We start from the raw sequence: 22,717 nt of genomic DNA, 5'->3' as shown, positions 1-22,717 counted from the left end.
AGAATCACCATGTTTCAGTTCACCGGAGACGTATTTACCAACTGGCTTTTGGCCATTCTCGGAAACGTGTTCCTGCTGATCCTCGTCTACCGTGCGGTTGGCCACTACGCCCGGAACGAGAAGGGCGAACTGCTCGGCCACGTTGCCCTTGGCGTCCTGGTCGCAGGTTTCGTCTACATGCCTACGCAGGTAGTCGGGATCTTCAAAGGAGCTTTTTCGCTCATCACGCAGGGCCACGTTTAGGGGAGGACCATGGCACGCCAAGGCATGACGCTCACGAAGCACATGGCGATTGAGCCCCGCCAGCACGACCTTTGGGGAATCGATCTCGGGGAAGGGCCAAAGCGGTTCGATATCGCTTTTGGCGCCGCTGTTTTCGTGGTCTGGGGAGCATTGATGATCCTGTGTTTCGGAGCGCCGCAGCCGGCGTCTCTGATGCTCTACATTCTGCCGCCCGGATTGCTTCTGAAATTCGGTACGACAGAGAACAAGGTGCAGGAGCGGCGGAAGAACATAACCCAGTGGATCATCCGCCTCCGGTTTGCCCTCGTTTCGCACCGCCCGATTGTCAATCTCGGGCGCAAGGAAGCAAGCACCGTTTCCTACCTGCCGGTGTCATACCGGTTCCAGACGCAGGCGCTAAAGCACTTGCTGTTCCCATGGCAGAAAGTTCCGGAATGGCACGACGTCGGAGACGCGACAGACCGGCGCGGCCTGCCGGTAGGAAGCCCCATTGTGCTTAGGCAGAAGGGCCGACTGTACGGAAACGACTACATGGGACAACTACTCACCAAGGCCCAGGCGAAAGCTGGCCGGAAAGGACGGCAAGAATGAAGATCACGATGGTAGACAAGGCGCTGCGCTTTTTCGGCCTCGACCCGGAGCGAAAGGAAGCCGCCCCGGATCTGCACGCAATCGCCCAGGGACTTCTTTTCACCGGTTCCAAGACTGAAGCTTGGTTCAGCTTGGGCACCACCAACACGGACATTGCGGACGCCGCCGAACTCGACCAAGAGTTGGACAGCATCATTGCCTCAGTCGGCAGCGTGCTGGCAGGCAAGGATTGCCACCTGAAAATCGTGTGGGGGCAGATCACCAGCGACGAGTACCTAGAGGACTCGGACAAGCTCTACACGAGCGGCAATTGGCAGGAATGGGCCGAGCTTTGGGCCGAAACCATCGAAGGTCTTGGACTCCTTCAGCGGTACCTGATGCTTGGCGTGAAGATCAGCGACCGGTCCCATGCGCAGACCAATGCCAAGACTTCACGTTCAGATGCCCTTGGACTGGACTCACGGCGGGTAAGCCGTCAGGAACTCCTTTACTCCCTTCGCAAAGCCCAGGAAATCGGCCGACCGCTGCGCAATACCAAGTGGCGTGCGCAGCTGGCATCCCCGGAACTCATTGCATGGATGACAGCAAGGGAAATGCGCCGTGAGAACGTCGCCGCGCCCGTTGACGGTGTTGTGGAAGGGGACAGGCTGGCAAGGCTCACACAGGGCCGTATCGTGCCGTACACGGACCATCTGCGAGCCTACGCAGCGGACGGAAGCGTTGCTTCCTACGTCTCGGTCATGACGCTTTCGGAGATGCCTGAAGAGATCCAGGTTCCGGGAGAGCAGGAGTGGTTGCGCGGACTGGGAACGATCAGCCGGAACAACGCCGGCCATATCGTTCCGGTCGTCGCTGATGCCTCGGTGCGCTTCCGCATTCTGACGAAGACGGAAGCCGCAAAGCTCGTTGACGACACCCGCAAAGTGGCCAAGGAACAGCGCGCCAGCGCCGGGGCACACTCAGCCGGCGAAACGTCGGAATCCATTGAATTTACCGAAGCCGTCATGAGCGATCTCGGGAAGAGGATGGACCGGGAATCCATGATTCTCGTGAAATCACACCCGCGGATTATCGTCTCGGGCGCGAGCTACGAAGACGTGATGAAGAACGCCGCCGCCGTCACGGACTACTACACCGGTATTGGCATCAAGGCAGTGATCGGCCAGGACGACCAGCGCGACCTCTGGTTGGAGACGCTGCCCGGAGATCTCGTGAGAGTTTCAGACTTGGGCCACGTCCAGGACGGCGCGGGATTCTTTGGTTCGTTCTTCTGGGGCGGATCGAAAGTTGGAGCCAAGCGGGGACCGGTCATTGGTGTGCAGACAGGCACCACCAGCGGACTGGTCAGGTTTGGAGCCGCCGACGCCGCAGCACGCGGGGACGCAACCACCACGTTCTACGGTGGACGTTCCGGGCGCGGAAAGTCCACCGCCATGCTGATGGATCTTATTGAGACTGTTTTCTCTGGCGGCTGGGCCGCGCTGCTGGACGTAAAGGGCGATCTGACCGGCGCAGCGCGAGTGGCCGAAGAATTCAACCTGCCGCACGGCGTCATCGAGATCACGCCGAAATACGCAGGCTGTGCAGACCCGTTTGCCGTCCTCGCGCCAAACCAAGATCCGCCGCTTGCCGTCACCCGTCAGCTGACGCTCTTGGCACCGAAACGGTTCCTGCACATCGCGGAAACCGTGATTCTTGGCGCTGCACGCAAGGAATTTGACGAAGCAGAAGGCCGGGGCGAAACACCCTCAACGTGGAACACCATTCAGCTGCTCCGGGAAGATGACAGGGAGGACGTGAGGGAGCTTGGGGACGCGCTGGAAGACCTTGCACGTACTGACCTTGGCTCAGTCATTGCAGGGCGTCCGACAGGGCTTAGCGCACTCAGCCGAAAGCCAGGACTGTGGATTGCCCAGTTCCCCAACCTTGTACTGCCCGACGGCACCAAGCCGGTAGAAGACCTGGATGCTTCAGAGCGTTTGGCGCTGGCCGTCATGCGTGCCTTCCTTCAGTACGTTTTGAGCGTTTCCAGCAGCAAAGAACTGCGCTCCATGAAGAAGTCGATTGGTGTACCCGAGGTACACCGGTTGCTGAGGATGCCTGACGGCGCGGACTTCCTTGTTGTCTGTGCACGCATGGGCCGAGCCTTCGGTACTCACCTGCTTTTGGACAGTCAGGACGTAACCGGTGTTGCCGCCCATGAGGGTCTGGTGGAGCAGCTGACAGCAGTGTTCATCTACCAGCTGACTTCACGGCGGCAGCAGGACGCAGCCGCCGAACTGATCCAGCGCCAGCCCAGCCAGGAACTCCGCGAACTGATCTACTCGATTGGCATTGACTACAGCGGCCAGGACGACGACACCGACATAACCGAAGAACAGTTTTTCGGCGGCATCGAACAGGCAGAGAAGGACCGGGAAGAAATCGTCATTCGCCACGGCCACTGCATCTATTTCGATTGGCAGTCCCGCGCAGCGACGATTCAACGCATGTTCCCGAGTGACTACGTTGGCCAACTCCTGAGCACAGCCCCGGATGCCGAGATCCAGCACGAACGCAGGGAACACGAGAGCGAGGACGCAGCATGAGGAAGCACCTAGCGACAGTCGTTGGTATCACCGCCGCTGTAATTGCATTGAGCAGCTGCGCATCCGGCGAATCCAAGGAAGACAAGGCAAAGGCCCTTGCCCTGGACTTCGCCAATTCGCGGGAAGCCCACGACGGCAAGTATTGCGACTTGCTGGACGGGCGCAGCGAAAACCAGATTGCCGAGTGCAAGAAGGACGAGGCCGACCTTAAGAAGAAGGCCGAGGCCAACCCGCAGCCGGCCATGAACCCGAAGGTCACTCAAACCCTTGGCAGGGAAGACAAGTTCGGTGTCGCGGTGGAAGTCACCCAGGCCGGAAGCCAGCAGTTCTTAGCCGTTGAAGCCGTGCCCAACGGGGACGCCTTCAAGATCGGCCAGTGGAACTACGCGGACAAGGCCGACTACGGCACGGATCAGGTCATAACGAAAACGTTGGGATGGTGAGCATGCAGAGCCTTAAGCACCGACTGGCAGCGCGGAAGCGCCCCAGCTCCGGGACAACGGAACGCCGACCCTTCCGGATTACTCGCCGGATGGTGAAGACCTTCCTGATTGCCTTTACGCTCTTCATGTTTGCCGGCACCGGCATTGCCTCAGCAGTGGACGGCAAGCCCAGCGACACCGCAGGCTTCGGAGCGATCCTGAACCTTCCGGACCTGACCGGGGGAGGGGCAAAGACCCTCTTTGAGTCCATTGCCCCCGGCGCCTATTTCCTTGACACCGAGCTTGATTACACCAACCCGGTCGAGAACTTCATGGCAGGTATCAACGACCTGATTATGAGCCTGCTGGCAATCATCGCCTACGCAGCGATTGGCCTTACTTACTGGCTGTTTTCGCTGACTTCGGTAGATTCACTGTCCAACACGGCCTCGCAGATGATCGGCGTAACCGGTACTGCACTCATGACGTGGCTGGCCCCGTCAGCACTGGCCTTCGGTGCTGTGGTTGCCTACGCACAGAACAAGAAAGACGGAACCAGCTTCTCCCAAATGTCGTGGATGGTTCTGGCCGGTTTTCTCGGCATCAGTTTCGTTGTGGCACCCAACATGTGGGTTCAGGGAGTCGATCAGGTACGCACGGGCGGTGCAGACGTAATTATCAGCACCACCGCCACAGGGATTCAGCTGAACCGGAAAGAGCCCTTCCAATGGGACGAAGTACAGTTCACCGGAACGGACCGCAACAACCTTCTGCGCAAGGCCGGGGACTCGGTTTGGCGCACTCTGGTTGTGACGCCCTGGTGCATTGCCGAATACGGAAGCATGGAAGCCTGCAAAGCCTACGCGAAGCCCATGCTGGCCAAGGGAATGGACCGTGAGGCACGTAAGGACTACATCAAGAACACCATCTATTCGGCGCAGGGCGAGGGCAGCAAGGAAGCCCCCGTTTCTCAGTGGGTCAAGGGCCAGCAGTGGTACCAGCGTCTTCCCATCGTCCTGCTCGCGCTTGTCAATGCCCTGGTCTTCTGTGGCCTTATGGTCACGCTGGGACTGGCTGCGCTGGCCGCAGTGATCTCGGCATACTTCCTGCTGATCGTCGGCGCGTACTTTGCGCTCACATGGGTCATTCCCGGAAAATTCCGGCAGGCAGGACTTGGCTGGTTCAACGCACTGCTTGGGACCGTCATAGCGTCCCTTATGGCCACCATGGTTTTCGGTGCCGTGCTGGTGCTGGAAACGGCTGTTTTCTCCGGTATCGCATCCTTTGGCTGGGGGCCGACAATCATTCTCAGTCTCGTGGTGATGATCGTGGCTTTCGGATTCCGCCGAACCCTGCTGAACATCATGTCGGTTGCAGATCCGCGTAACGGCGGCATGGGGGCCTTGGGTTATCTGGCCATGCGGGGAGTCTCCAAAATGCTTGCAGGCGGCGCTGGCCGCAAGGCAGCGAGCGTCAAGCCACGGCCCACTCTTCAGAGCAAACCGCAGATGGGCGGAGGCATCCAGGATCTTGGCGAACGCAGCAAGGCAGCACGTCCCGCACGCCAGTTCCGCCAGTTCGGGCAGCTGAACAGCGGCCCGGCCCCAACAGCCAGGTTCGCCCTGCCTGAAGGCGGAGCGCCGGCCCCGCGTCCCATGGGCGCACTACCGGCAGGCCGAGCAACACCGGCAGGCGCAAGGAATCGCGGACCTCGCGTGGAGAACGCGAAATTCGAAATGCCCAAGGGCAGCAGCGGGGCCTACCCGATGCCGCACACGGAACCCGGACGGCGGACGGAGAGAATCAGGCCCCGCGCAGCCGAACGGACGCAAGCGCAGCGGCCCACGCCACAGCGACCGGCAAGAGTCCGCACGGACCTTCCTGCAGGACCGCCCACGCGCAGCAGCACAGCGAGGGCGGCGCAGCAGAGCCAGCCGACCAAGGCACCGCAGTTCAAGAGCTACAAGAACAGTCAGACCATCAAGGGGGAGGTAGTCAATGACAAGCCAGGACGACCGCGACCGCAACGCCGATAAGGATCTTTGGAAGGATCTGCTTAACCCGCGCTACAGCGTTCCCGAGGACGTAACGACCGGACTTAAGGGCAGGGCAAAGCGGCAGGCAGCGCGTTCCTTCAAGAAGGAATCCCGCATGGAAGGCGTCCAGGCCCGTACCGCGTGGATGAAGGAGAACGCGAACGGCGAAGAAACTGATCCCCGCGCCGTCCTCGTGGTGCTGGGAATCCTCGTGGCCCTAATCGCGGCTGGTTTCTTCTTCGGCCCCCGTCTTTTCGGCGGCGGCAGCAACGGAACCGCTGCACCAGCTGCCACAGACACAGTGACGGCCACGGCGACGCCCACGGCCACAGCAAGCCCCACAACGATCTACTTTGACGGCAACGGCCCGCAGGCCCCGGCACAGCCGACGTTCACGCAGAAGAGCCTTCAGCCGGTAGACATTGCCGCGCCTACCAATCCCGCCGTGGACACCGCGAATGCAGAGAGCGTGGCCACCAGCTGGGCCAAGGCGTATCACTCACGAGCCAACGACACGGACGACGCTTGGAAGGGCTTTATCGCCCCGTACACCGTGCCGGATCTCATGGAGGTTCTGACGAACACCGGTTTCAGTGAGGAACCGCTGAAGGGCAAGGAGCCGACGCAGGTACCCGCCGTGAAGGTCAGCCCCGCCGAGCAGGGAACCGCCGTTGATACGCCGGTCAGGTGGTCGCGCACTTTGGAAGTCGAAGTGCAGTCAAAGGACGGTTCCAGTGTTCTCGTGGACTACGCCGTTGCCCTCTACAAAGGGGAGAACGGCTGGAACGTCACCGATGCCGTACAGAAGGCATGGACGATTAAGTGACTGACAGCCGCGAACTGGGGACCGCTGTTGCTGTCAATGTCGCCCGAAAGGGACTCGCCCTCAAAGCTGGCATAGTCATTGCCGTTCTCTTCCTGGTCTACCTGCTGGTTTCGGGACCGGTGCTGATGATCGCCTCAACGAAATCCAATCCAGCCCTTGCCGCTTGTGGTCCGACAGGCACCACCGGAGGCGCACCGGTAGCGTCAGCCAAGGACCGGGCCGAGCAGGTCAAGAACGCGAAGCTGATTGACGCAGCTGTGCAGAAGGCGGGCTTTTCCGGCAAAGCGTCCCGCATTGCCATCATCACCGCCTACGGAGAATCCACGCTTTTCAATCTGGATTACGGCGATCAGATCAACGGAGTCCGGAACCCGGACGGTTCCCTTGCAACGTCCTTCGGACTGTTCCAGCAGCAGACTTCCCAAGGTTGGGGCACCAAGGAACAAGTCATGAATCCCGAGCATGCAACGCTTAGTTTCCTGCTTGGCCCCAAGCACGACGGGAAATCCGGACTGGCCGCAGTGGGCGGCTGGGAGGATTCCAGCTACATAAGCTCAGTGATCCACACCGTGCAGCGCAACGCGGATAAGGACCACTACACGAAGTTTGTTGGACCCGCTGACAGCATCATCAAGGATGCCGGCATTGACGTTTCCCGCCCCGCGAAGGGCGGCGGAGACGTTACCGTCGTCAACGCAGTGAACAAGGCAGACCTCACCGCGTGCGGAGGCCAGCCGGGAAAGATTGGCGAAACAGCCGACGACTACCCGTTCAAGGACGTAACACCCGGCCCAGGCATTTACGTGGCGGACCCGCTGGGCTACTACTACGGCGAATGCACGTCCTTTGCAGCATGGCGGCTGAACCGCGACGCAGCTGCAACCAGCGCACCGTACAGGTACACCTCAGCCGAGGGCTTCCTCTTCGGCAATGCCAAAGAGTGGAAAGAGGGCTGGTTGTCCCGAGGCTGGAAAGTCTCGAAGACACCCGTTCCGGGCTCAATCGCATGGTGGGGCGCCTACGGCGGCGGAACCGCCCAGGAACCGCAGTTCGGAGTCGGAACCAACGGCCACGTGGCCTATGTCCAGTCAGTGACCACAGACGGCAAAGCCGTCATCGAGGAATACAACAACGAGTATTACGCCCCGCCAGGGCACCGCTATTCAGTGCGACCGGAACCAGTGGACGCCTCGCAGATCAACGCGTTTCTACTACCACCAAGCAAGTAAATTAACTCTATTGCCTCTATTGGATCTATTAGATACAATAGAGGAACAAGACTACGAAAAGGGGAACACGTGGCCACCACAGCAGCATCCGCCACCATTCGCGAGGACGGCACGGCGGAAGTCGAATATGCAGGATCTACCGTGGATCTCAGCGCGGGAGACGTTACCGACGCACGGCACAAGGTGCTGAGTTTTGCGCGGGAGAAGGCAGCGGACACGGCAGAGAATCTGCACATCACGATTGCCGATCCGACAGGGGAGTGGGCGCTGCGCGTGCTTCCCAGCGGCGATGTTGAAGAAGTGCCGACGCCGGTCGAGGAACCCGCCCGGGCGCTTCCTGAAAAGAAGGAAGCAGCCCAGCCGGCCCCCGCGCCGAAAGTCGAGCCAGCCGCAGCGACCAGCGCACCGGAGCCGATCACGGCCAGCGAACCGGTGCAGGAAGCAGCGCCGCCAGTGACACGGCGGGATCTTCGCGGCCGCGCCGCAGAAGCTTTCAGTGAAACAAAGAAGGAGAGCCCTACCGGTCCCGCGGAACTGGGCTGGCAGGGCGCAGTGAACAGGGCATCCGGTGGAGCCTTGAAGCTTGCCCCAGGACCCGCAGAGACTCGCATCCGGCAGTCTCGCCGGTCGATCCAGCGGGGCCTCAACGAACACAAGACGGTTGCTTTCATCAACCTCAAAGGCGGCGTTGGGAAGACCAGCAGCACCTATCTGACCGGCGCCACTTATGGGCGGGTCCGGGGCGGTTCCGTGCTGGCATGGGACGACAACGAAAACAAGGGCACGCTTGGGGATCGAAGCATGCAGGCCAACCACGACCACACCGCCATTGATCTGCTGGAACAGATCGCAACGTTCGACCAGCACTCGCACAGCGAGGATCTGGTGAACTTTGTCAGGCCCCAGGGAGAAAATCACTTCGACGTGCTGGCCTCGCAGAACAAGGGCAGCAGCAAGAGCGCCATAGACGGCGAAGGCTTCACGAAGCTGCACGCCACGCTGCGCAGGTTCTACCGGCTGATTCTGGTGGACACCGGAAACGCGAGCAACGCCGATACATGGCAGGGAGCAGTAGCCGCCGCCGACGTTCTCGTGATCTGCACGCTGAATAAGGAGGACGCAGCCAAGACGGCAGCTGCCACCATCGACACCTTGGAAGAGCAGGGATACGGCGACAAGGTAGCCAACGCCGTCGTTGTGATCTCGGAGCCGCAGACCCCCAACCCGGAGCGCAAAGAGCGCATCAAAGCGCTCTTCGGGGAACTCGTCAGGGAGGTTGTCGAAGTGCCGTTCGATAAGCACCTGGACGAAGGCGAAGAGATCGAATGGCACAACCTGTCACCGCAAACGCAAGAAGCTTTTCTTCACGTCACAGCCGCCATTACTGACGGCCTCTAGGAAGGAGATCCACCATGGCAGTAGCAACGGTATGGGGTGTTGACCACTCGTGCGGACACTCAAAGGAAGTCGATCTGTCCAAGAAACCGGCAGGCAAGCGTGCCGGCCTTGCCGTTTGGCTGAAGAGCCAGCCGTGCCTTGATTGCGTACGGAAGTCGGAGAAGAAGGAGCTTTCGGCAGAGGTAAAGGCCGAACGAGAGGCAGAGCAGGCCGAGGCCGAGCAGTTCGCGGAAGCCCTGGAACTGCCCGACTTCACCGGCTCAGAGAAGCAGCGACAGAAGCTCATTCCATGGGCATTCACTTCCCGCCACCGCCTGCTGAAGGCAGGTTACGAAGCCCTGGTGGAAGAGGGCGATTGGGATGAAGAAGACTTTGAAACAAAGGTTCTTGTTCCTGCCCGTCGCATCGACTCTCCCGGCTGGTGGGTGGATAACAAGGACGCGGACCCCGCCGACCTTGAAGAGCTTGTATCAACCGCCCTTGAAGACGAAGACGCTGTTCTCAGCGAAAACCCGAACTAGGTTGGCTGTGACAGATTTGGATGGCCCCGGTAGGACGGATATATCTGGCCCCACTTCATGACTCGCCGGGCACCTTGTGACGGTTATTTGTGGCCCCACCTTCAACGTTGGATTCATCAGTGGACGGACGCGGCATTGGCACAACTGCAAAACCAACGAAAACTCTCTCGAACGTTGCGCTCCGCCCCGACGCGCTACCGCTTCGCTCTCGCGCTGCCGTGACGTGCTCTCGTTCTCACGCCGACGCAACGCACACACTCGCAACGTTTCACACACTCGGCTGCATCGCGTCGCGGCGACCCGTGTTGCTATTCGCTAGTATGTGCATTCGAACTCGTACCGATGACCACCCGGTCCAACGCTCGTCATCGTGAACATTTCAGGGTTCTTGCGCTCAGGATTGCGGAATGGAACGGATGGCGTCGCTCCAGTTGAACTATCGAAATCCCATGCGTCAACTACTCGGCCGTTGACGACGGTCGCTCCCGGCCCCGGAATCGCACCATTTTGTGCACTGCAACCGTAATCACCGTCCTTCAGTGGAACGCCAGGCTGGCCTGCCGCGAACCAACCGAACACGCACGTGCCAATGATCCCCGCGAGAATGAACCAATTGGTGGAGTTCAGGTGCCACGGGAGTTTGACACTCGTGGATTGGGACACAGTCGTACACCCTTCGTCGTGCTCGATGCCTGCGAAACCCGAAGGGCGCAAGATTTCCTCAGGTGAGTATGCTACAGCCATGACGAACTCGGCTAACTCGAAGTCAACGCCGCGAAAGACAGCGTGGAACACGTACTATCCGTGGGCGCTGGCCCTGTACCTTATCGTGAGCGTCTCCTTGCTCATCCTCATCGTTGTGAGTTGGCTCCCCGCGCCCGAGCTTTCTGGCGTTCCTGCCTCACCCCCGCTCATTCCCGGCCTTCTCGGGCTGTTTTTCTTCTTCATGGCCGGTCGGCAGATCTATCTGCGCGGCGAGTCGCAACGCTGACCAGTACGCATCGCGGCTGCAAATTTGCGCGTAGGACGACGTGGATGACAGTCTGAGCGATCTTCACGCCTCGTACGTGTGATCCGTCGTCCTCGATACCGCTCGTCTTAGAACGTCAGCCAACGTCGCACGCAATCGTGCTCGCCCTGCTGTGATCGTGCTTGCGTCCAAGCCCTCGAACGCCTTTATTGTCATTGTGTTCTTGCGTTTCTTGAATGAGATGGCTGGCAAGATGCGGACATCAGGTCACGGGTCAGGCTGACCAGCTAGGGGGAGCGGTACGCTACGGGAAACGCCATCGTGAGGAGCACCATGTCGAACATCGAGGAGCTGCGGGCCTGGGCCGAGGGGAACTACGCGCTGGAGGCCGCCACTGAGTTGCTGATCCGCGGGTACCGCGGACGCTACGCGCAGTCTGGGAACACCTGGATCAAGAACCGGAATGGGCGCACCTGGATCGACTTCAAAGACATGGCGAGCTCGATGGCATCCTCGCTTGGAGGCGAGAAACGGTTCCTGCTCCTGGTCGCCTCGATCGGGACGGACGCACCTGTGGTCTTGGGCGACTTGGTGTCAGGACTCAACAGAGAACTTCTCGACCTGGTGCTGGCGGCTATCGCCCACGCCGGCGGCAGTCATGGCCAGTCCACCGAACTCGGCAGCCTGTATCCGTGGCCGGAGGAGCTGTACAGCCTCTAGCTCAGCAGGTCGGCGGCTACGCCACTTTCCAGAGACATCTCAGTCTCTCGTCAGGGTCGTCGCTCGGCGGGATCCAATACCGCATGCCTATGACGCAAGTATGGGTTCATGAAGAAGAGGGCTGGCTGCTTGTCGCCGGACATGCAGGTCCGCTTCTCTAACCAACACGTGTCGGGGATCCGCTACCTGCATCTCCTATGGCTCAGTGACTCCGCTGGTTCGTCCAGGAACAGAGCTTGAGGACTTTTGGTGGGGCCAGACATAACCGTCCTGCCGGGGCCAAAAAGGATTGACATAGTCACTAGGTCCTGGGGGACACCATGAACGTAGAAGTGACCGCATTTTTCGTCTTGTTGGCAGCTGGCGTTGCCGCCTACCTGTGGAGCCAGAGAAACAGCCGAAGGCTAGTAGAGAAGGTACGCGAGGCAACGAATGAAGAACTTGCAGAGTGGCCGTTGCCCGAACTGAGGCGCACACGCAGCCTGTTGGAGCCGCTGGCCGCAGCGCGAGGCACTGAAGAGCAGAAGATCCGTTACGGGTACCAGCTGGGCCGCGTTCAGGAGCTCATTCGGCAGAAGGAAGAGATCAGAGTGCAGCAGCTCACCGCTGAAGTCGTGGCCGACGAGGAAAAGCGACAGGGCAACCGGAAATGACTGTATGGATTCTCAGCCATGACGAAGACCTTATTGCCGCCGCCGATGTCCGCCGCATAACAGCCGGCCCCGAGCTGGGCGGGGAAGTCAGCGTGCGCACGTCCGACGCCACCACCATCCCGGTAGCACGGCTGAACCGTAGCGGTTCGGCGCAGGAGCAGCACTGGGACGAGGCCAAGAAGATAGCCAGGAAGCTTGCTGCCGCAATTGATCTAGCCCGGCACCAGTCCGAAGGGAACGGTGGAGGAATGATTATTTCCTTCAACCACGAACTTCAGGCGTGGGGCATGAAGCGCGAGAGCGCGGTATAGGTTGGCGAGCATGGAAGCAACGTCGGAGCTGCCGGATCACCGGACATACACAGCCATGACCCAGGAGGGCGAAGCAGCTGTAGGCCGCATAGCCATATGGGCCGCATATGTAGAACAGCACCTTGTGGACCTGTGCGCAGAACTGATCAACGGAAGCAACTTGGTGGTGGGACACACCGTGACTGCCAACATGAGCGCTTCCGCCATGATCGAGCTTGCGAAGAAACTCCTGGCCGAATCCGATACGACCAGCGCCGAAAATAAGGCCATTACCGTGGCCGCGCTCACCGAAGCCAAAGCCGCCTTAGGGCAACGCAACAAGATCCTGCACGCCACCGTAGGGAGTTCATTGGTAGAGGGCAATACCGCGTTCTACAACAGTCGCCGAAAGAAGGTGCCGGGAACCGCTGGAAAACTGCACCAGCTAGAGGTCGCTCTCCACAGTCCCGCAGAACTTGATGCAATCGGAGCACGTCTATACAAGGCGATGGACGACCTTTGGGAATGCTATTTGTCCGTCAGTTTCGAGCGAGGCAAATAGCCTCAGAAGAGGCTAGCTTGTCATAATATACGATATCGGTAGTTGACTATCACTTATTGGAAGGGGCCAGCAGTGCTAAACCTGATCCTCGGGTACCTGTTTGGCCTGATAGACGGAACCAAGAGAACCCGCCCCGCACGCAGCGGAGCGGGTTCTCCCTTTGTCACGTTCCTTATCGTCGTGTGCCTGCTGTCCACGCTGTATAGCGGCATCACAGGGGCCTACATGTCGGCTCTCACGACAGCCGCCGTGGCCGGGGCAACCCTGGCATTTCGCCGCCGCAGGCAGCGCCAGCGGAGATAGTCAAGATATTGTTCGACACGCCCCGCGAAAAGCAACTTTAAATTAAAGCGCTACGGCAGGATGAAGCTATGGCACTCGCAAAGATAGTCTCAGGGCGTCCCACAGGGAACGCAGCCTCAGATGACCGCGATAACACCGTAGCCGTGAAACTCAACGACGATGACACCGCGATTCTTCGCCAGATTGCAGCCGAATACGGCTTTGCCGCGAAGCCAGGACGGTATCTGTCCGACGTCGTGAGCGATTGGCTCCGCACGCCCGGACTTCTCCAAAGCATCCGTGAAGCGAATGGACAACAACAACTAATGACCGGTTAAGCAACGAAGCGGTTGGCTCTCAGAGAGAGCCAACCGCTTCCTAATCCTTGGCTCTAAACCTGCATCCGGCAAGATCACCGGTTCAGAGCTTCCGCTAGACCGTTCCCGCGAGGGAGCGGCCCTTGTTGCGCCCTTGGGGGGCTTGATGCCAACTGTACCAACCTCTGCCGCGTGCAGAGAAGATAGACACCCGCAGTTTCCAGATCCGGTGCGTGCCGCCGTCGATAGGAAGCTGTTCGCTGGCCCGTATTTCCTGCTGGACGCAGATAACCGGAAGCTGGCCAATGTTGAATCGATGGAAGCAGCGCACGCCGCTGTCAGCGACGGTAAGGCAGCTTCCTACGTGGCCCATGTCCGTCCGGGAACCGCCGCCGTGGATCTCGATTTGGAGGCCGAAGAGGACGCTGAAGCAGTCCTTCACCACCTGGTGCTTTGGTGCGAAGACCGCAGCGTTTGGACGCACGCGGAACCTTCCGGGGGCGGTTCTGGGCGCTGGCATTTCCTCGCACTCGTGGGGGAAAATCTCGCAGATCCGTTCCGCTCGTTCGTTCGTTCACTGCGCGAATGGCACGGCCATTCAGCCAAGGAAATGGACCTCAGAGAAGCCATACGACCGCTGACGGCGCCACACAGGAAGAGTCCTGAAGTCAGCCGGCCCCCGCTGCCGCGAACGGCGCTCAGCGGCCTTCCCCAGGGCAGCGTTTCACGTTCCGCTGTAACGGTGGAACGAGTCCTTTTGACGGATTCCCGGACGGCAATATTGAACCGTGCCGAACGCCTGACTACGCAGCAATTGGCAGCGTTCAGAATGGTCCCGTTTCATGGGGACAGGTCTTATACCGAATTTCAGATAACACGCAAGCTGAAGGAAATGGGAGCGTCGTTTTCTGCTGTTTGGAATGCGCTCACCGATTCTATGGATCGGCCCGAGCTAGGCCACGCGCAGCAGCGTGGACTTGCTTGGTTCTTACGATACTTCTGGGACAAGATTGATGCGCCCAAAAAGCCGCGTGATAGCTATTCCAAGGAATGCATTTGGAACCCGGTTATCTTGGGCACTTCAAAAGCTGTCCGGAGGAATTGTGCGCACCTTGGAAAGAGGCAGCGAAACACCGCTGAGCACGTCGCCGTGGTGGTTGCCTACCACCTGTCCAGGAAGGGCTTGAAGGCTGTTCCGTCGTCGCTTAGATCGCTCCGGGAGGACACTGGCCTTGACCTGAAAACGATCCAGAAGGCGCTGGATCTGTTGTGCCGGAACAACGTTCTGGTGAAGACGGAGGCCTACCGATATGGCGGTGGCCACGAGGTAGTCAGCGACGTTTACGCGCTGCACGAGGACGTTACGGAAGAGGCCGGGGCACTAACTACTACACCACTGCTTTTCACCCCCTCCGACCCGCTCTGGCTGGGACTACCCACCGGCTCCATCAACACCGTCCTCACCCTGATGCACACCCGCACCGGAACCCTGCCGGCCTCCGAACTCACCCCCAGCGAGTCCCCCAGCAGCCGCCAGCGGAGTCTCCTAGAACGGACAATCACTGCCCTCCACGAGCGCAAGATCATAGCCAGAAAAGGCGACCTCCTAAGCATCACAAAGGTCCCGAAGATCACCCGTCCGAAGACCGGGCTGTCACGCTGGCGAGCGATCCGGGAGCAGGTACGCATCGAGCGATCAGCCTTCCGGGAAGTCCTCGCTGCCGCACGGACAGTATTCGAAGAGCAGTGGGAAAAGCAGCGTGCCGCAGCTGTGGAAGTCTCCCGTATCGCCAACCGCCGTCGTCAGTTGAAGTGGTGGAGCGAGCTTGCCGAAGACGTGCGTGCTGCCCGTCGAGAGCACTACACGCAGGCTTACGCCGAGCTGCCCAGGCACCTACAGGAAGCACGCCTAGAGTCCATCAGAAGCCGCCGGCCTAACACTGCCCTTTGGGAGCTGGCGGCATGAGTCCAGGAGCGAAGGCAACCGCCTAGCGGCGGCTGAAAACCTTCCTTCTCTCTAGGCCCAAAGTGTAGAATCAACTATAGAACTGGCCGTGGATCAATTCCACATCCAAGGGCGGTGCGGGTGCGGCGTGCTCCCCTCCCCCCAGTTTCACCACTCCCGCTCTTCGTCCCTCAGATCAGGAGTGGTGAAACTGGGGGGAGGGGAGCAGAGTGTTTGTGAAGTTGGATGTGGAATTGAAGTAGAGATAGTTGATTGAGACGAGAGAGAAGAGAGAAGGAAGGAAGGAGAAAGGAGGACAGATGAAGAGAGGAAAAGAGGAAAGAAGAAGGGCATTTTTTGGGCGTGCAGGGCGTGGTGTTGAGAAGGATGAGCGGCAGTAGTTGGAGCGTGGCGAGAGAGCTTGGGGGTAGTGCTGGATGAAGGCAGCGGAACGTGTGTGGAAGGTGACGGCGCGCGACGAGGAGATCATTCGGTGGATTGGGCGCTGGCCGTTTGTGACGATTGAGCAGATCGAACGCGAGTGGAAGCGACGCCAGGAACCGATCAGTGTGAAGGTGATCTACCGCAGGTTGCTGGCTCTGAAAACGCTGGGTCTGGTCGACGTTGAGCGCGGATGGTCAGACACCCCCAGCGCCTACTTTTTGACGCGGGAGGGAATGAACCTCGCGGACATTGTGGGGCCGGTCGTTCGACCCAAGCTAGCGCAGATCAAGCACGATATGGCCGTGGTCGATCTTGCCGACTGGATACTCCGCGAGAGGCCGACATATCGCCTTGTGACCGAGCGGGAAATCCGTCGTGAGGACACTCCCAGGGACTACCACAGCGACGCTGCGCGTCCGCCGCGCTACGCGATTATGCGCCGACTTTCGGCGCACAGGACCACACGCTTTTTTCCGGATCTCGTTACGATCGATCCTGACGAACGAATGACCGTGCACGAGATGGAACACTCGGTCAAGGAGATCCGGAGACTGGTCGATCTCATGGGTTCCTACCTACAGGCCGATCACGTCTACACGGTGCGCTACTACTGCAACGAACGCGCAATAAATCACGTTCAGCTAGCCGCCCATGAAATCAATACCAGGGCACAACAAAGGCAATGGAACAAAAAGGTTGCGGTGGTGGAGTGGCCCATGCCAGTCCAGCCCGAGCTAGACCTAAATTCAGATGGGGGTAATGAGTAATGGCAAAAGCAACGGGACCACGCATAAAGACAAGAATTGGCAAAAAGAAATCCGAGTTTCCGCCTACCCAGGATGAAATTTTGTGGCGCGGGATCAGGTCATTCTTAGTTTTGCTGAATCCGCTCACAGCCGCCCTCTACTACACTCTGCTTCCCCTTTATATGTGGCAGCGGGCAGTAAGGGCTGTTTGGCTGCTGGCAGCATCCATTGTGTTTTTAGTTGCCGCCCTATTCATGGGTGCAGGCCCTGCATATTTGGCGCCCTATGTGGGGCTTGCAGGAGCCGTCGTGGAGGCAGGGAAGACGAACATAACGACACTGGGACCGGCGCTGCTTTCAACGGTTGGAACGAACTGGTTGGGCTGGCTGCTTGGGCAGCTGCCGCTTGCCTTCGGCGTCTCGTCCGTCGCCGTTTCGACCTATGCAACTTGGCGGTCCCGGTATCAGGCGGACCACCGGGAGAGGGAGGAGAACGCCGACGATAAGGCAGTGAAGGGGGCCGTCAAAAAGATCGAGCAGTGGCCCCAGGCACCCAAGACGGTTAAGAGCCTCGCGGATCTGAAGATCCGCATTGGCGTGGACAGGCGCACTGGCCAAGCCTTCGACGTGCCGGCCCTTTCGTTTGGAATGCACTTCTACCTTGACGGCCCCTCGGGCTACGGCAAGACAACGGACCTGATTGAGATATGCCGGGGGTTTGTCGAGGCCCCGGCAGCGCAGCAGTTCCGCATGCCGTTGTTCTTCCTGACGATGAAGCCCGACGAGGAACTGACTAATGCGTTCCGGGCGATTGCCCGGAACGCCAACAGGAAGTTTCACCTGATTACCGAGGACGGCCAAGGATCAACGACTACCTACAACCCGATCAGGCACGGTACCGCCGAGCAGGCCAGGAATGTTCTCGTGCAGGCCGAGAAACTGGCGGACGGTCGAGGATTCGACAACGCCCACTACCTATCAGGCGGCGAACGGCTCGCGCTGCTGGCAATCAGGGTCATAGATGAACTCGCCGCTAAGGGCATCACCTACAAGCGCGGGAAGTCGCTCTACAAATGGAAGCGCGACATTAACCATGTCGCCCGAATGATGATGCTGGACACCTTGCGAGCGAACAAGGATCTTGTTTCGGACACGCTGGCGGCATCCATCGAGGAATATCTGGCCGAAGTGGATTTCGACCCGGACATTGCCAAAGGCGGATCTGGCATGCGCGGCAGGTTCGTCCGCGTGGCCGAAGGAGCCAGCGGAAAGGTGATGCAGGAACGGGCGGACGGTCTGGACATTCGCCAAGCAATTCGGGACGGCGACGTTGTGTTGTTCAACCTGGACGCAGCGGCAGACCAGAACGCGGCGCAGCAGCTGGGCAACCTCGCAATTCAGGATCTGACCGCATCCATGGCCGCGCTGGGCAAGGAAGGCTGGAACAGGGACGGCAGGAAGCGGACCCGCATGGGACTGGTTATCGTTGACGAGTTTTCCGCCCTTGGTGGCGAGCTGCTGAAGAACGTCTACCAGCGTGCCCGAAGCCATGGGTTCGGTGCAGGGCTCGCCACCCAGGAAAGCGGCGCACTTGAGGAAGTGTCCCCCGCTTTCAAGCAGGCGATCCTTCAGAGTTCGAATATCAAAATCCTGCACAAGCAGGAGATCAACGCCGAAGAGTTCGCCAAGATGATCGGCACTGAATCAACGATGATCGAAACCTTCCAGACGTTCGAAGACAAGGATCTCTTGGGAGAGATCGTGCAGGCGTCGGGACAGGGCAATATTCGCGAGGGCGAAACGTTCAAGGTGCACCCGAACGAGCTGCGCGAGCTTGGCCAAGGTCAAACCGTTTTCCTCGTCGGAATCCCTCGAGGAAACTACCGCGTGCAGGTGCGAATGTCCTTCCCGCCAAACATGGACGAAGCCGCTGCAGAAGCAGCAGCGGTAAAGCCGCTCCCGGACCCGGACACGGACGGCGAACTGCTGCCGCCCGTCCAGTCGAAGGCCGCCGGCGACGGCAAACCAAAGCAGAAGGCCAGCTTTGGTGCGCTGAAGAACGGCAAGCCCAAGCTGAAGACCCCGGAGCCGGGGCCGACCGCGGATCTTCCGGAGGCACAGGAGAAAACGAAGGCACCCGTCACAGTCGCGGCGGCTAATCCGTTCCTTGACTTGAAGCCCACTCCCCCACCGAAGGAAACCAACACGGAAGACGACTGGTAGAGAACCAACACAGCACACCAGCAAGAACGGAAGGGACCGGCCAAGGCCGGTCCCTTCCACTGTTTGGGCGGATCTCGTTTGCGGCCTCTCCCCCACTTGGGCAAGGCAAAAGCTATTTCTTTCAGGCGTGGCCGGACCGACTCAGGTGTGCCCTCCGCCCTGCCGTTGCTACTACCGCTGTTTTGGTCGCCTTGGTGCAAGTCGTTGACGCAGTGCGTCGTTCTGAAAGGGGCCTTGAGCATCGGTAAGGTATGGGTATGGCTCGTCGCAGATCAACTCCTTCCCCTAGTTCGCTGACCATGATCGATCTCTTTGCTGGGGCAGGTGGACTATCAGAGGGTCTTCAGGAAGCCGGGTTTAAGAGTCTTTATGCGAACGAGTTGATGACGACTTATGCGCAGACCTTTGCTGCCAACCACCCGGACACAATCGTCGAGAGTGAAGACATCCGCAATGTTGATGCTGCCGATGTGCGGGAAAGGCTCAAGCTAAAGCGTGGTGAGCTATCGCTTATAGCGGGTGGGCCGCCCTGCCAGGGCTTCAGCATTAACGCCCCCAAGAGGAGCCTGGATGACCGGCGAAACCACCTTTTCCGCGAGTACCTGCGGTTTGTTGAAGAATTTCAGCCGGGGGCGGTATTGATTGAGAACGTTCCTGGTCTCGTCTCTTTCGAGGGGGGCGCAACCCTTGAAGCCATCCTTCAATCGCTGAGGGAGTTGGGTTACGCCGCTGACGTCCAGATACTCTACGCACCGCTTTTCGGGGTCCCGCAAACCCGATGGAGGACTATTGTTCTCGGGCTTCGCGATGCGTCCGATGCCTCCGCCGCATTTCCTGAGCCCATTCGGACAGCACCTATGCGCGTGAACTTTACGTCGCGATTCGCAGGGCGAGACATTGTGGCAATGCCGAGGTCGATCACTCTGCCCGCGCACACCACTGTCGCGGAAGCCATCGGTGACTTGCCGGTACTTCAGAACGGTGAAGCTGGAGAGGACTTGAAACCCTATCGGGCAGAAGCATCCAACGAATACCAGCGCCTTCTTCGCGTCGGTTCAACTGGCGTCGCCAATCATGAGGCCGCACGTCTAGGCAAGATCAACTTGCAGCGACTCCAGCACATCCCCCCAGGCGGGAACTGGACGGATATCCCATTTGAGCTGCTGCCCGCCGGCATGAAGCAAGCACGGCGGTCGGATCATACAAAGCGATACGGGCGAGTGGACCCTAATGGTCTGGCATCGACGATTCTCACGAAATGCGATCCACATTGGGGCGCATATTTTCATTACGACCAAGATCGCGCTTTCACCGTTCGGGAAGCAGCCCGGATCCAGTCGTTCCCAGACACATACAGTTTTACAGGTTCACGTGTGGAGCAGTATGAGCAGGTAGGGAACGCCGTTCCGCCTCTGCTTGCAGCCGCAGTGGGGCGCTCGATTTCCGCTGCCCTCGGGGTTGAAGCACCTGCTTTGACACGGGCAATCTAACCCAACCGTGGCGCACATATCGGAGTTTTTTGGACACCTTGCTACGGACAAGTCAGAGGCAGCCATCAGGGCAGCTGAGGATAAGCATTGCCCCTATCTGGGCGAGACATGCGTTAAAAGACTCAGCGACGGCACGATATCTGGCGCCTGCGCTCTGAAACCAGCCACTTCCGGACCCGTCATTTGTTGCCCTATTCGGCTATACGCGGACGACTACAGAATTATCCGGGATGTGGCTGATCGAGCTTTTGGGCCGGGCATGGCTTTCGTTCCAGGCCCACGGGCGCGCCTGGAGAGTAAAAAACTCGGACGTCCAGTTGTCGGGGTATTCGGGAAGCGCTGGGGAGGCGAACTGCGCCTGCCCCAGAGGCAGGGTGTTGGAGGATACTTTGTTGATTGGGTGCTAGCCCTGGTCGGACCAGACGCAGGGCTCGTGGAATTCGTTGCGATTGAAGTCCAAACCATCGACACGACGGGTAACTATCGGGCCAGCCGGCTTGGGCTGCTTGAGCCATCCCGGCGCATCGTCAACAGCACAGCCGGACTGAACTGGGAAAACGTCAATAAGCGGATCATCCCGCAGCTTATTTACAAAGGCCAAGTGCTCCAAAGAGAAGAGGGCTGTAAGAAGGGCCTCTTTTTCGTGTGTCCCACCCCGGTCTATCAAAAAGTCATGACCCGGCTAGGAGGCCAAGCGGGGCTTACCACCGTCCACCTTCAACCTGCCGCGATTACATTTCTGGGGTATGACTACGCCGTCGACGCCGCGGCTGTTCAGCCCGGTGCCTCGGTACCACTGGCGTTGGAGGTGGAACACACAACCACCGTGTATAAACTGCAAGAGCGGTTCAGTAACATTGAGCTCCCGGAGGCTAACGTTTACCGGAACGCTATTAAGATCGCGCTGGGCGAGGTCTAGGGAAACTAGTCTTCTAGGAGTTCAAGTCCGCTTCCGAAGCTAGCATCCACTCTCCGTCGCCGAACCGGATTTCGAAGAGAGCATTTCCCTTCACGTCTACTCCTCGTGGGTTGGATTCAAAAAATGGCCAGCCGTCACGAGCATGAGCTACGGCATCTTGTGTCTGAATCGCGTGGAATATTCCCAGAGGCTGCACACTACTGTTTTTTGGCATCTCTGTAATCTCCTTGGGTTGGTTGCTCGATGGTGAGAGTGTAGCTCTGAGACTGGCATATATAACCTGGTCAGCCGCTGCATCTCATCATGGGGGAGGGGTATGACAAATGCCCGATCCTTTTAGGCATTGCTGCCCGGTGGCGACTGTGGGCCTTGACCGGCTGCACCAGACGCCTGAGCACCGCACAGAGGAAACGGAAGGGACCGGCATTGCCGGTCCCTTCCGTTGTCTCGCGCGAGACCTCGTTGGCAACCTGTCCTCCACATGGGCACGGCAAAAGCTATTTCCTTCGGGCTTTTCCCGCACACATGTGGAGGACAGGGACCAGCTGACCGGCTGCACACAAACGCCAGGGCACCGCACGGAGCAACGTCACCACAGCTGACCGGCGTATGTGCACAGCCTCTTTTAGTCGTCGGTTACGGAGACCAGAAACCAGTCAGGGGAACGGGGATCACGTTGAAGCTCGAAAGTGCGCAACCCGGCAGATCCTAGACGGACCTGCAACCGCCAATGCTCGACGCTCACAACGTCGCCCACTCCCCTAGCAACCGAGATCCGGGATTCCCACCAGTTCCACCGGCTGAACCAGTGCAGAGGTTCGGCAGCAACAGACCACACGCGCCTGTCATAGACGACTTCCGAGGGCACTCCCCCAGCACTGAACCGCAGTTCCACTACAGAGCGCACGCGCTCTCCACCATCCGTCCAAGAAACCGCCGTCTTACAGACGGCAGCAGCCGGCACCAGGTGCCGCTTTTACACTCCCGGGAATCCTACGGCCTGCGCAGTCTTGTTCCACTCGTCGATTCGAGAACTGAGCATGCTGTTGAGTTCTTGCGCGGTCGATGAGTGGAGGTAATGCCGAACCCCATGGATCGTAACCTCGATGCATTCATCCTGGTCGTCGCCCGTCAGCGCGACCCCGACATGGCCGTGGGGCCAATTCTGCGGCAACGGTGGCTCGTGAGTCTCTGTGATCGGCTCGCGTATCACTTTCACCTGCTGACGTTCGGCCTTCAAACGGCTTGCTTTCCCCATGGGACTCCTTCTTGAGATTCGGTCTAGCAAGTATCGCAGCGGCAC

25 protein-coding genes are annotated in these 22,717 nt (G+C 59.3%); 22 read left to right on the top strand and 3 right to left on the bottom strand.

Going from position 1 to position 22,717, the window contains the following annotated elements:
* The first annotated feature begins 9 nt into the window (after window positions 1–9).
* The 16 genes from ACNAOT_RS23795 (at window position 10) to ACNAOT_RS23720 (ending at window position 13,669) form a co-directional block, all read left to right on the top strand.
* Window positions 10–243, top strand: a complete 234-nt coding sequence (locus ACNAOT_RS23795; protein ID WP_420181308.1) for a hypothetical protein — start codon at window positions 10–12, stop codon at window positions 241–243.
* A gap of 9 nt (window positions 244–252) precedes the next feature.
* Complete coding sequence (locus ACNAOT_RS23790) at window positions 253–834, top strand: hypothetical protein (RefSeq protein ID WP_420181307.1); 582 nt, start codon at window positions 253–255, stop codon at window positions 832–834.
* The gene (locus ACNAOT_RS23785) at window positions 831–3,422 is read left to right on the top strand and encodes an ATP-binding protein (protein ID WP_420181306.1); all 2,592 of its coding nucleotides are present in this window, start codon (window positions 831–833) and stop codon (window positions 3,420–3,422) included. The genes ACNAOT_RS23790 and ACNAOT_RS23785 overlap by 4 nt, the downstream gene beginning before the upstream one ends.
* Window positions 3,419–3,865, top strand: a complete 447-nt coding sequence (locus ACNAOT_RS23780; RefSeq protein WP_420181305.1) for a hypothetical protein — start codon at window positions 3,419–3,421, stop codon at window positions 3,863–3,865. The genes ACNAOT_RS23785 and ACNAOT_RS23780 overlap by 4 nt, the downstream gene beginning before the upstream one ends.
* A gap of 2 nt (window positions 3,866–3,867) precedes the next feature.
* The gene (locus ACNAOT_RS23775; RefSeq protein ID WP_420181304.1) at window positions 3,868–5,880 is read left to right on the top strand and encodes a hypothetical protein; all 2,013 of its coding nucleotides are present in this window, start codon (window positions 3,868–3,870) and stop codon (window positions 5,878–5,880) included.
* Window positions 5,843–6,706: a hypothetical protein gene (locus ACNAOT_RS23770; protein ID WP_420181303.1), complete on the top strand. Its 864-nt coding sequence runs from the start codon at window positions 5,843–5,845 to the stop codon at window positions 6,704–6,706. The genes ACNAOT_RS23775 and ACNAOT_RS23770 overlap by 38 nt, the downstream gene beginning before the upstream one ends.
* On the top strand, window positions 6,703–7,935 hold the full coding sequence (locus ACNAOT_RS23765; protein ID WP_420181302.1) for a CHAP domain-containing protein: 1,233 nt from the start codon (window positions 6,703–6,705) through the stop codon (window positions 7,933–7,935). The genes ACNAOT_RS23770 and ACNAOT_RS23765 overlap by 4 nt, the downstream gene beginning before the upstream one ends.
* Before the next feature lie 69 nt (window positions 7,936–8,004).
* Entirely contained in the window at window positions 8,005–9,333 is a 1,329-nt protein-coding gene (locus ACNAOT_RS23760; RefSeq protein ID WP_420181338.1) for a hypothetical protein, read from the top strand.
* 14 nt (window positions 9,334–9,347) lie between these two features.
* Window positions 9,348–9,854: a hypothetical protein gene (locus ACNAOT_RS23755; RefSeq protein WP_420181337.1), complete on the top strand. Its 507-nt coding sequence runs from the start codon at window positions 9,348–9,350 to the stop codon at window positions 9,852–9,854.
* A 742-nt stretch (window positions 9,855–10,596) separates the two neighbouring features.
* Window positions 10,597–10,845, top strand: coding sequence for a hypothetical protein (locus tag ACNAOT_RS23750; RefSeq protein ID WP_420181336.1), 249 nt, complete (start codon window positions 10,597–10,599; stop codon window positions 10,843–10,845).
* 312 nt (window positions 10,846–11,157) lie between these two features.
* Complete coding sequence (locus ACNAOT_RS23745; RefSeq protein ID WP_420181335.1) at window positions 11,158–11,544, top strand: hypothetical protein; 387 nt, start codon at window positions 11,158–11,160, stop codon at window positions 11,542–11,544.
* Window positions 11,545–11,864: 320 nt separating this feature from the next.
* Window positions 11,865–12,197, top strand: coding sequence for a hypothetical protein (locus ACNAOT_RS23740; RefSeq protein WP_420181334.1), 333 nt, complete (start codon window positions 11,865–11,867; stop codon window positions 12,195–12,197).
* Complete coding sequence (locus ACNAOT_RS23735) at window positions 12,194–12,508, top strand: hypothetical protein (protein ID WP_420181333.1); 315 nt, start codon at window positions 12,194–12,196, stop codon at window positions 12,506–12,508. Before ACNAOT_RS23740 ends, ACNAOT_RS23735 begins: the two co-directional genes overlap by 4 nt.
* Before the next feature lie 10 nt (window positions 12,509–12,518).
* Window positions 12,519–13,049, top strand: coding sequence for a hypothetical protein (locus tag ACNAOT_RS23730; protein ID WP_420181332.1), 531 nt, complete (start codon window positions 12,519–12,521; stop codon window positions 13,047–13,049).
* Window positions 13,050–13,121: 72 nt separating this feature from the next.
* Complete coding sequence (locus ACNAOT_RS23725) at window positions 13,122–13,352, top strand: hypothetical protein (protein ID WP_420181331.1); 231 nt, start codon at window positions 13,122–13,124, stop codon at window positions 13,350–13,352.
* A 68-nt stretch (window positions 13,353–13,420) separates the two neighbouring features.
* Complete coding sequence (locus ACNAOT_RS23720; protein WP_420181330.1) at window positions 13,421–13,669, top strand: hypothetical protein; 249 nt, start codon at window positions 13,421–13,423, stop codon at window positions 13,667–13,669.
* A gap of 94 nt (window positions 13,670–13,763) precedes the next feature.
* On the opposite strand, the gene ACNAOT_RS23715 is transcribed toward ACNAOT_RS23720, so the two are convergent.
* Window positions 13,764–14,132: a hypothetical protein gene (locus ACNAOT_RS23715; protein ID WP_420181329.1), complete on the bottom strand. Its 369-nt coding sequence runs from the start codon at window positions 14,130–14,132 to the stop codon at window positions 13,764–13,766.
* Window positions 14,133–14,720: 588 nt separating this feature from the next.
* On the opposite strand from ACNAOT_RS23715, the gene ACNAOT_RS23710 reads away from it, so the two are divergent.
* The 6 genes from ACNAOT_RS23710 (at window position 14,721) to ACNAOT_RS23685 (ending at window position 21,414) form a co-directional block, all read left to right on the top strand.
* Complete coding sequence (locus ACNAOT_RS23710; RefSeq protein WP_420181328.1) at window positions 14,721–15,614, top strand: hypothetical protein; 894 nt, start codon at window positions 14,721–14,723, stop codon at window positions 15,612–15,614.
* Between the two features lie 248 nt (window positions 15,615–15,862).
* Window positions 15,863–15,994: a hypothetical protein gene (locus ACNAOT_RS23705; protein ID WP_420181327.1), complete on the top strand. Its 132-nt coding sequence runs from the start codon at window positions 15,863–15,865 to the stop codon at window positions 15,992–15,994.
* Window positions 15,995–16,030: 36 nt separating this feature from the next.
* Window positions 16,031–16,804 (top strand): hypothetical protein, encoded by a 774-nt coding sequence (locus ACNAOT_RS23700; RefSeq protein ID WP_420181326.1) that lies wholly within the window; start codon window positions 16,031–16,033, stop codon window positions 16,802–16,804.
* The gene (locus tag ACNAOT_RS23695) at window positions 16,804–19,005 is read left to right on the top strand and encodes a TraM recognition domain-containing protein (protein ID WP_420181325.1); all 2,202 of its coding nucleotides are present in this window, start codon (window positions 16,804–16,806) and stop codon (window positions 19,003–19,005) included. The genes ACNAOT_RS23700 and ACNAOT_RS23695 overlap by 1 nt, the downstream gene beginning before the upstream one ends.
* Before the next feature lie 299 nt (window positions 19,006–19,304).
* Complete coding sequence (locus tag ACNAOT_RS23690; RefSeq protein WP_420181324.1) at window positions 19,305–20,495, top strand: DNA cytosine methyltransferase; 1,191 nt, start codon at window positions 19,305–19,307, stop codon at window positions 20,493–20,495.
* Between the two features lie 7 nt (window positions 20,496–20,502).
* Window positions 20,503–21,414 (top strand): NotI family restriction endonuclease, encoded by a 912-nt coding sequence (locus tag ACNAOT_RS23685; protein ID WP_420181323.1) that lies wholly within the window; start codon window positions 20,503–20,505, stop codon window positions 21,412–21,414.
* A gap of 625 nt (window positions 21,415–22,039) precedes the next feature.
* Here ACNAOT_RS23685 and ACNAOT_RS23680 read toward each other — a convergent pair.
* Complete coding sequence (locus ACNAOT_RS23680; RefSeq protein WP_420181322.1) at window positions 22,040–22,321, bottom strand: hypothetical protein; 282 nt, start codon at window positions 22,319–22,321, stop codon at window positions 22,040–22,042.
* Between the two features lie 69 nt (window positions 22,322–22,390).
* Window positions 22,391–22,672, bottom strand: a complete 282-nt coding sequence (locus ACNAOT_RS23675) for a hypothetical protein (protein WP_420181321.1) — start codon at window positions 22,670–22,672, stop codon at window positions 22,391–22,393.
* Window positions 22,673–22,717: the final 45 nt, after the last annotated feature.

The organism is Paenarthrobacter sp. TA1.8, assembly GCF_048595705.1.
Taxonomy (GTDB): Bacteria; Actinomycetota; Actinomycetes; order Actinomycetales; family Micrococcaceae; genus Arthrobacter; species Arthrobacter nitroguajacolicus.
The sequence above is the reverse complement of the archived record's forward strand: the minus strand, read 5'-3'. Positions and strand labels throughout refer to the sequence as shown.

Bases quoted from the DNA above. Each gene is read 5' to 3' on its own strand.
- ACNAOT_RS23795 (WP_420181308.1), top strand. From the start codon at position 10: ATGTTTCAGTTCACCGGAGACGTATTTACCAACTGGCTTTTGGCCATT.
- ACNAOT_RS23790 (WP_420181307.1), top strand. From the start codon at position 253: ATGGCACGCCAAGGCATGACGCTCACGAAGCACATGGCGATTGAGCCC.
- ACNAOT_RS23785 (WP_420181306.1), top strand. From the start codon at position 831: ATGAAGATCACGATGGTAGACAAGGCGCTGCGCTTTTTCGGCCTCGAC.
- ACNAOT_RS23780 (WP_420181305.1), top strand. From the start codon at position 3,419: ATGAGGAAGCACCTAGCGACAGTCGTTGGTATCACCGCCGCTGTAATT.
- ACNAOT_RS23775 (WP_420181304.1), top strand. From the start codon at position 3,868: ATGCAGAGCCTTAAGCACCGACTGGCAGCGCGGAAGCGCCCCAGCTCC.
- ACNAOT_RS23770 (WP_420181303.1), top strand. From the start codon at position 5,843: ATGACAAGCCAGGACGACCGCGACCGCAACGCCGATAAGGATCTTTGG.
- ACNAOT_RS23755 (WP_420181337.1), top strand. From the start codon at position 9,348: ATGGCAGTAGCAACGGTATGGGGTGTTGACCACTCGTGCGGACACTCA.
- ACNAOT_RS23750 (WP_420181336.1), top strand. From the start codon at position 10,597: ATGACGAACTCGGCTAACTCGAAGTCAACGCCGCGAAAGACAGCGTGG.
- ACNAOT_RS23745 (WP_420181335.1), top strand. From the start codon at position 11,158: ATGTCGAACATCGAGGAGCTGCGGGCCTGGGCCGAGGGGAACTACGCG.
- ACNAOT_RS23740 (WP_420181334.1), top strand. From the start codon at position 11,865: ATGAACGTAGAAGTGACCGCATTTTTCGTCTTGTTGGCAGCTGGCGTT.
- ACNAOT_RS23735 (WP_420181333.1), top strand. From the start codon at position 12,194: ATGACTGTATGGATTCTCAGCCATGACGAAGACCTTATTGCCGCCGCC.
- ACNAOT_RS23730 (WP_420181332.1), top strand. From the start codon at position 12,519: ATGGAAGCAACGTCGGAGCTGCCGGATCACCGGACATACACAGCCATG.
- ACNAOT_RS23720 (WP_420181330.1), top strand. From the start codon at position 13,421: ATGGCACTCGCAAAGATAGTCTCAGGGCGTCCCACAGGGAACGCAGCC.
- ACNAOT_RS23700 (WP_420181326.1), top strand. From the start codon at position 16,031: ATGAAGGCAGCGGAACGTGTGTGGAAGGTGACGGCGCGCGACGAGGAG.
- ACNAOT_RS23695 (WP_420181325.1), top strand. From the start codon at position 16,804: ATGGCAAAAGCAACGGGACCACGCATAAAGACAAGAATTGGCAAAAAG.
- ACNAOT_RS23690 (WP_420181324.1), top strand. From the start codon at position 19,305: ATGATCGATCTCTTTGCTGGGGCAGGTGGACTATCAGAGGGTCTTCAG.
- ACNAOT_RS23675 (WP_420181321.1), bottom strand. From the start codon at position 22,672: ATGGGGAAAGCAAGCCGTTTGAAGGCCGAACGTCAGCAGGTGAAAGTG.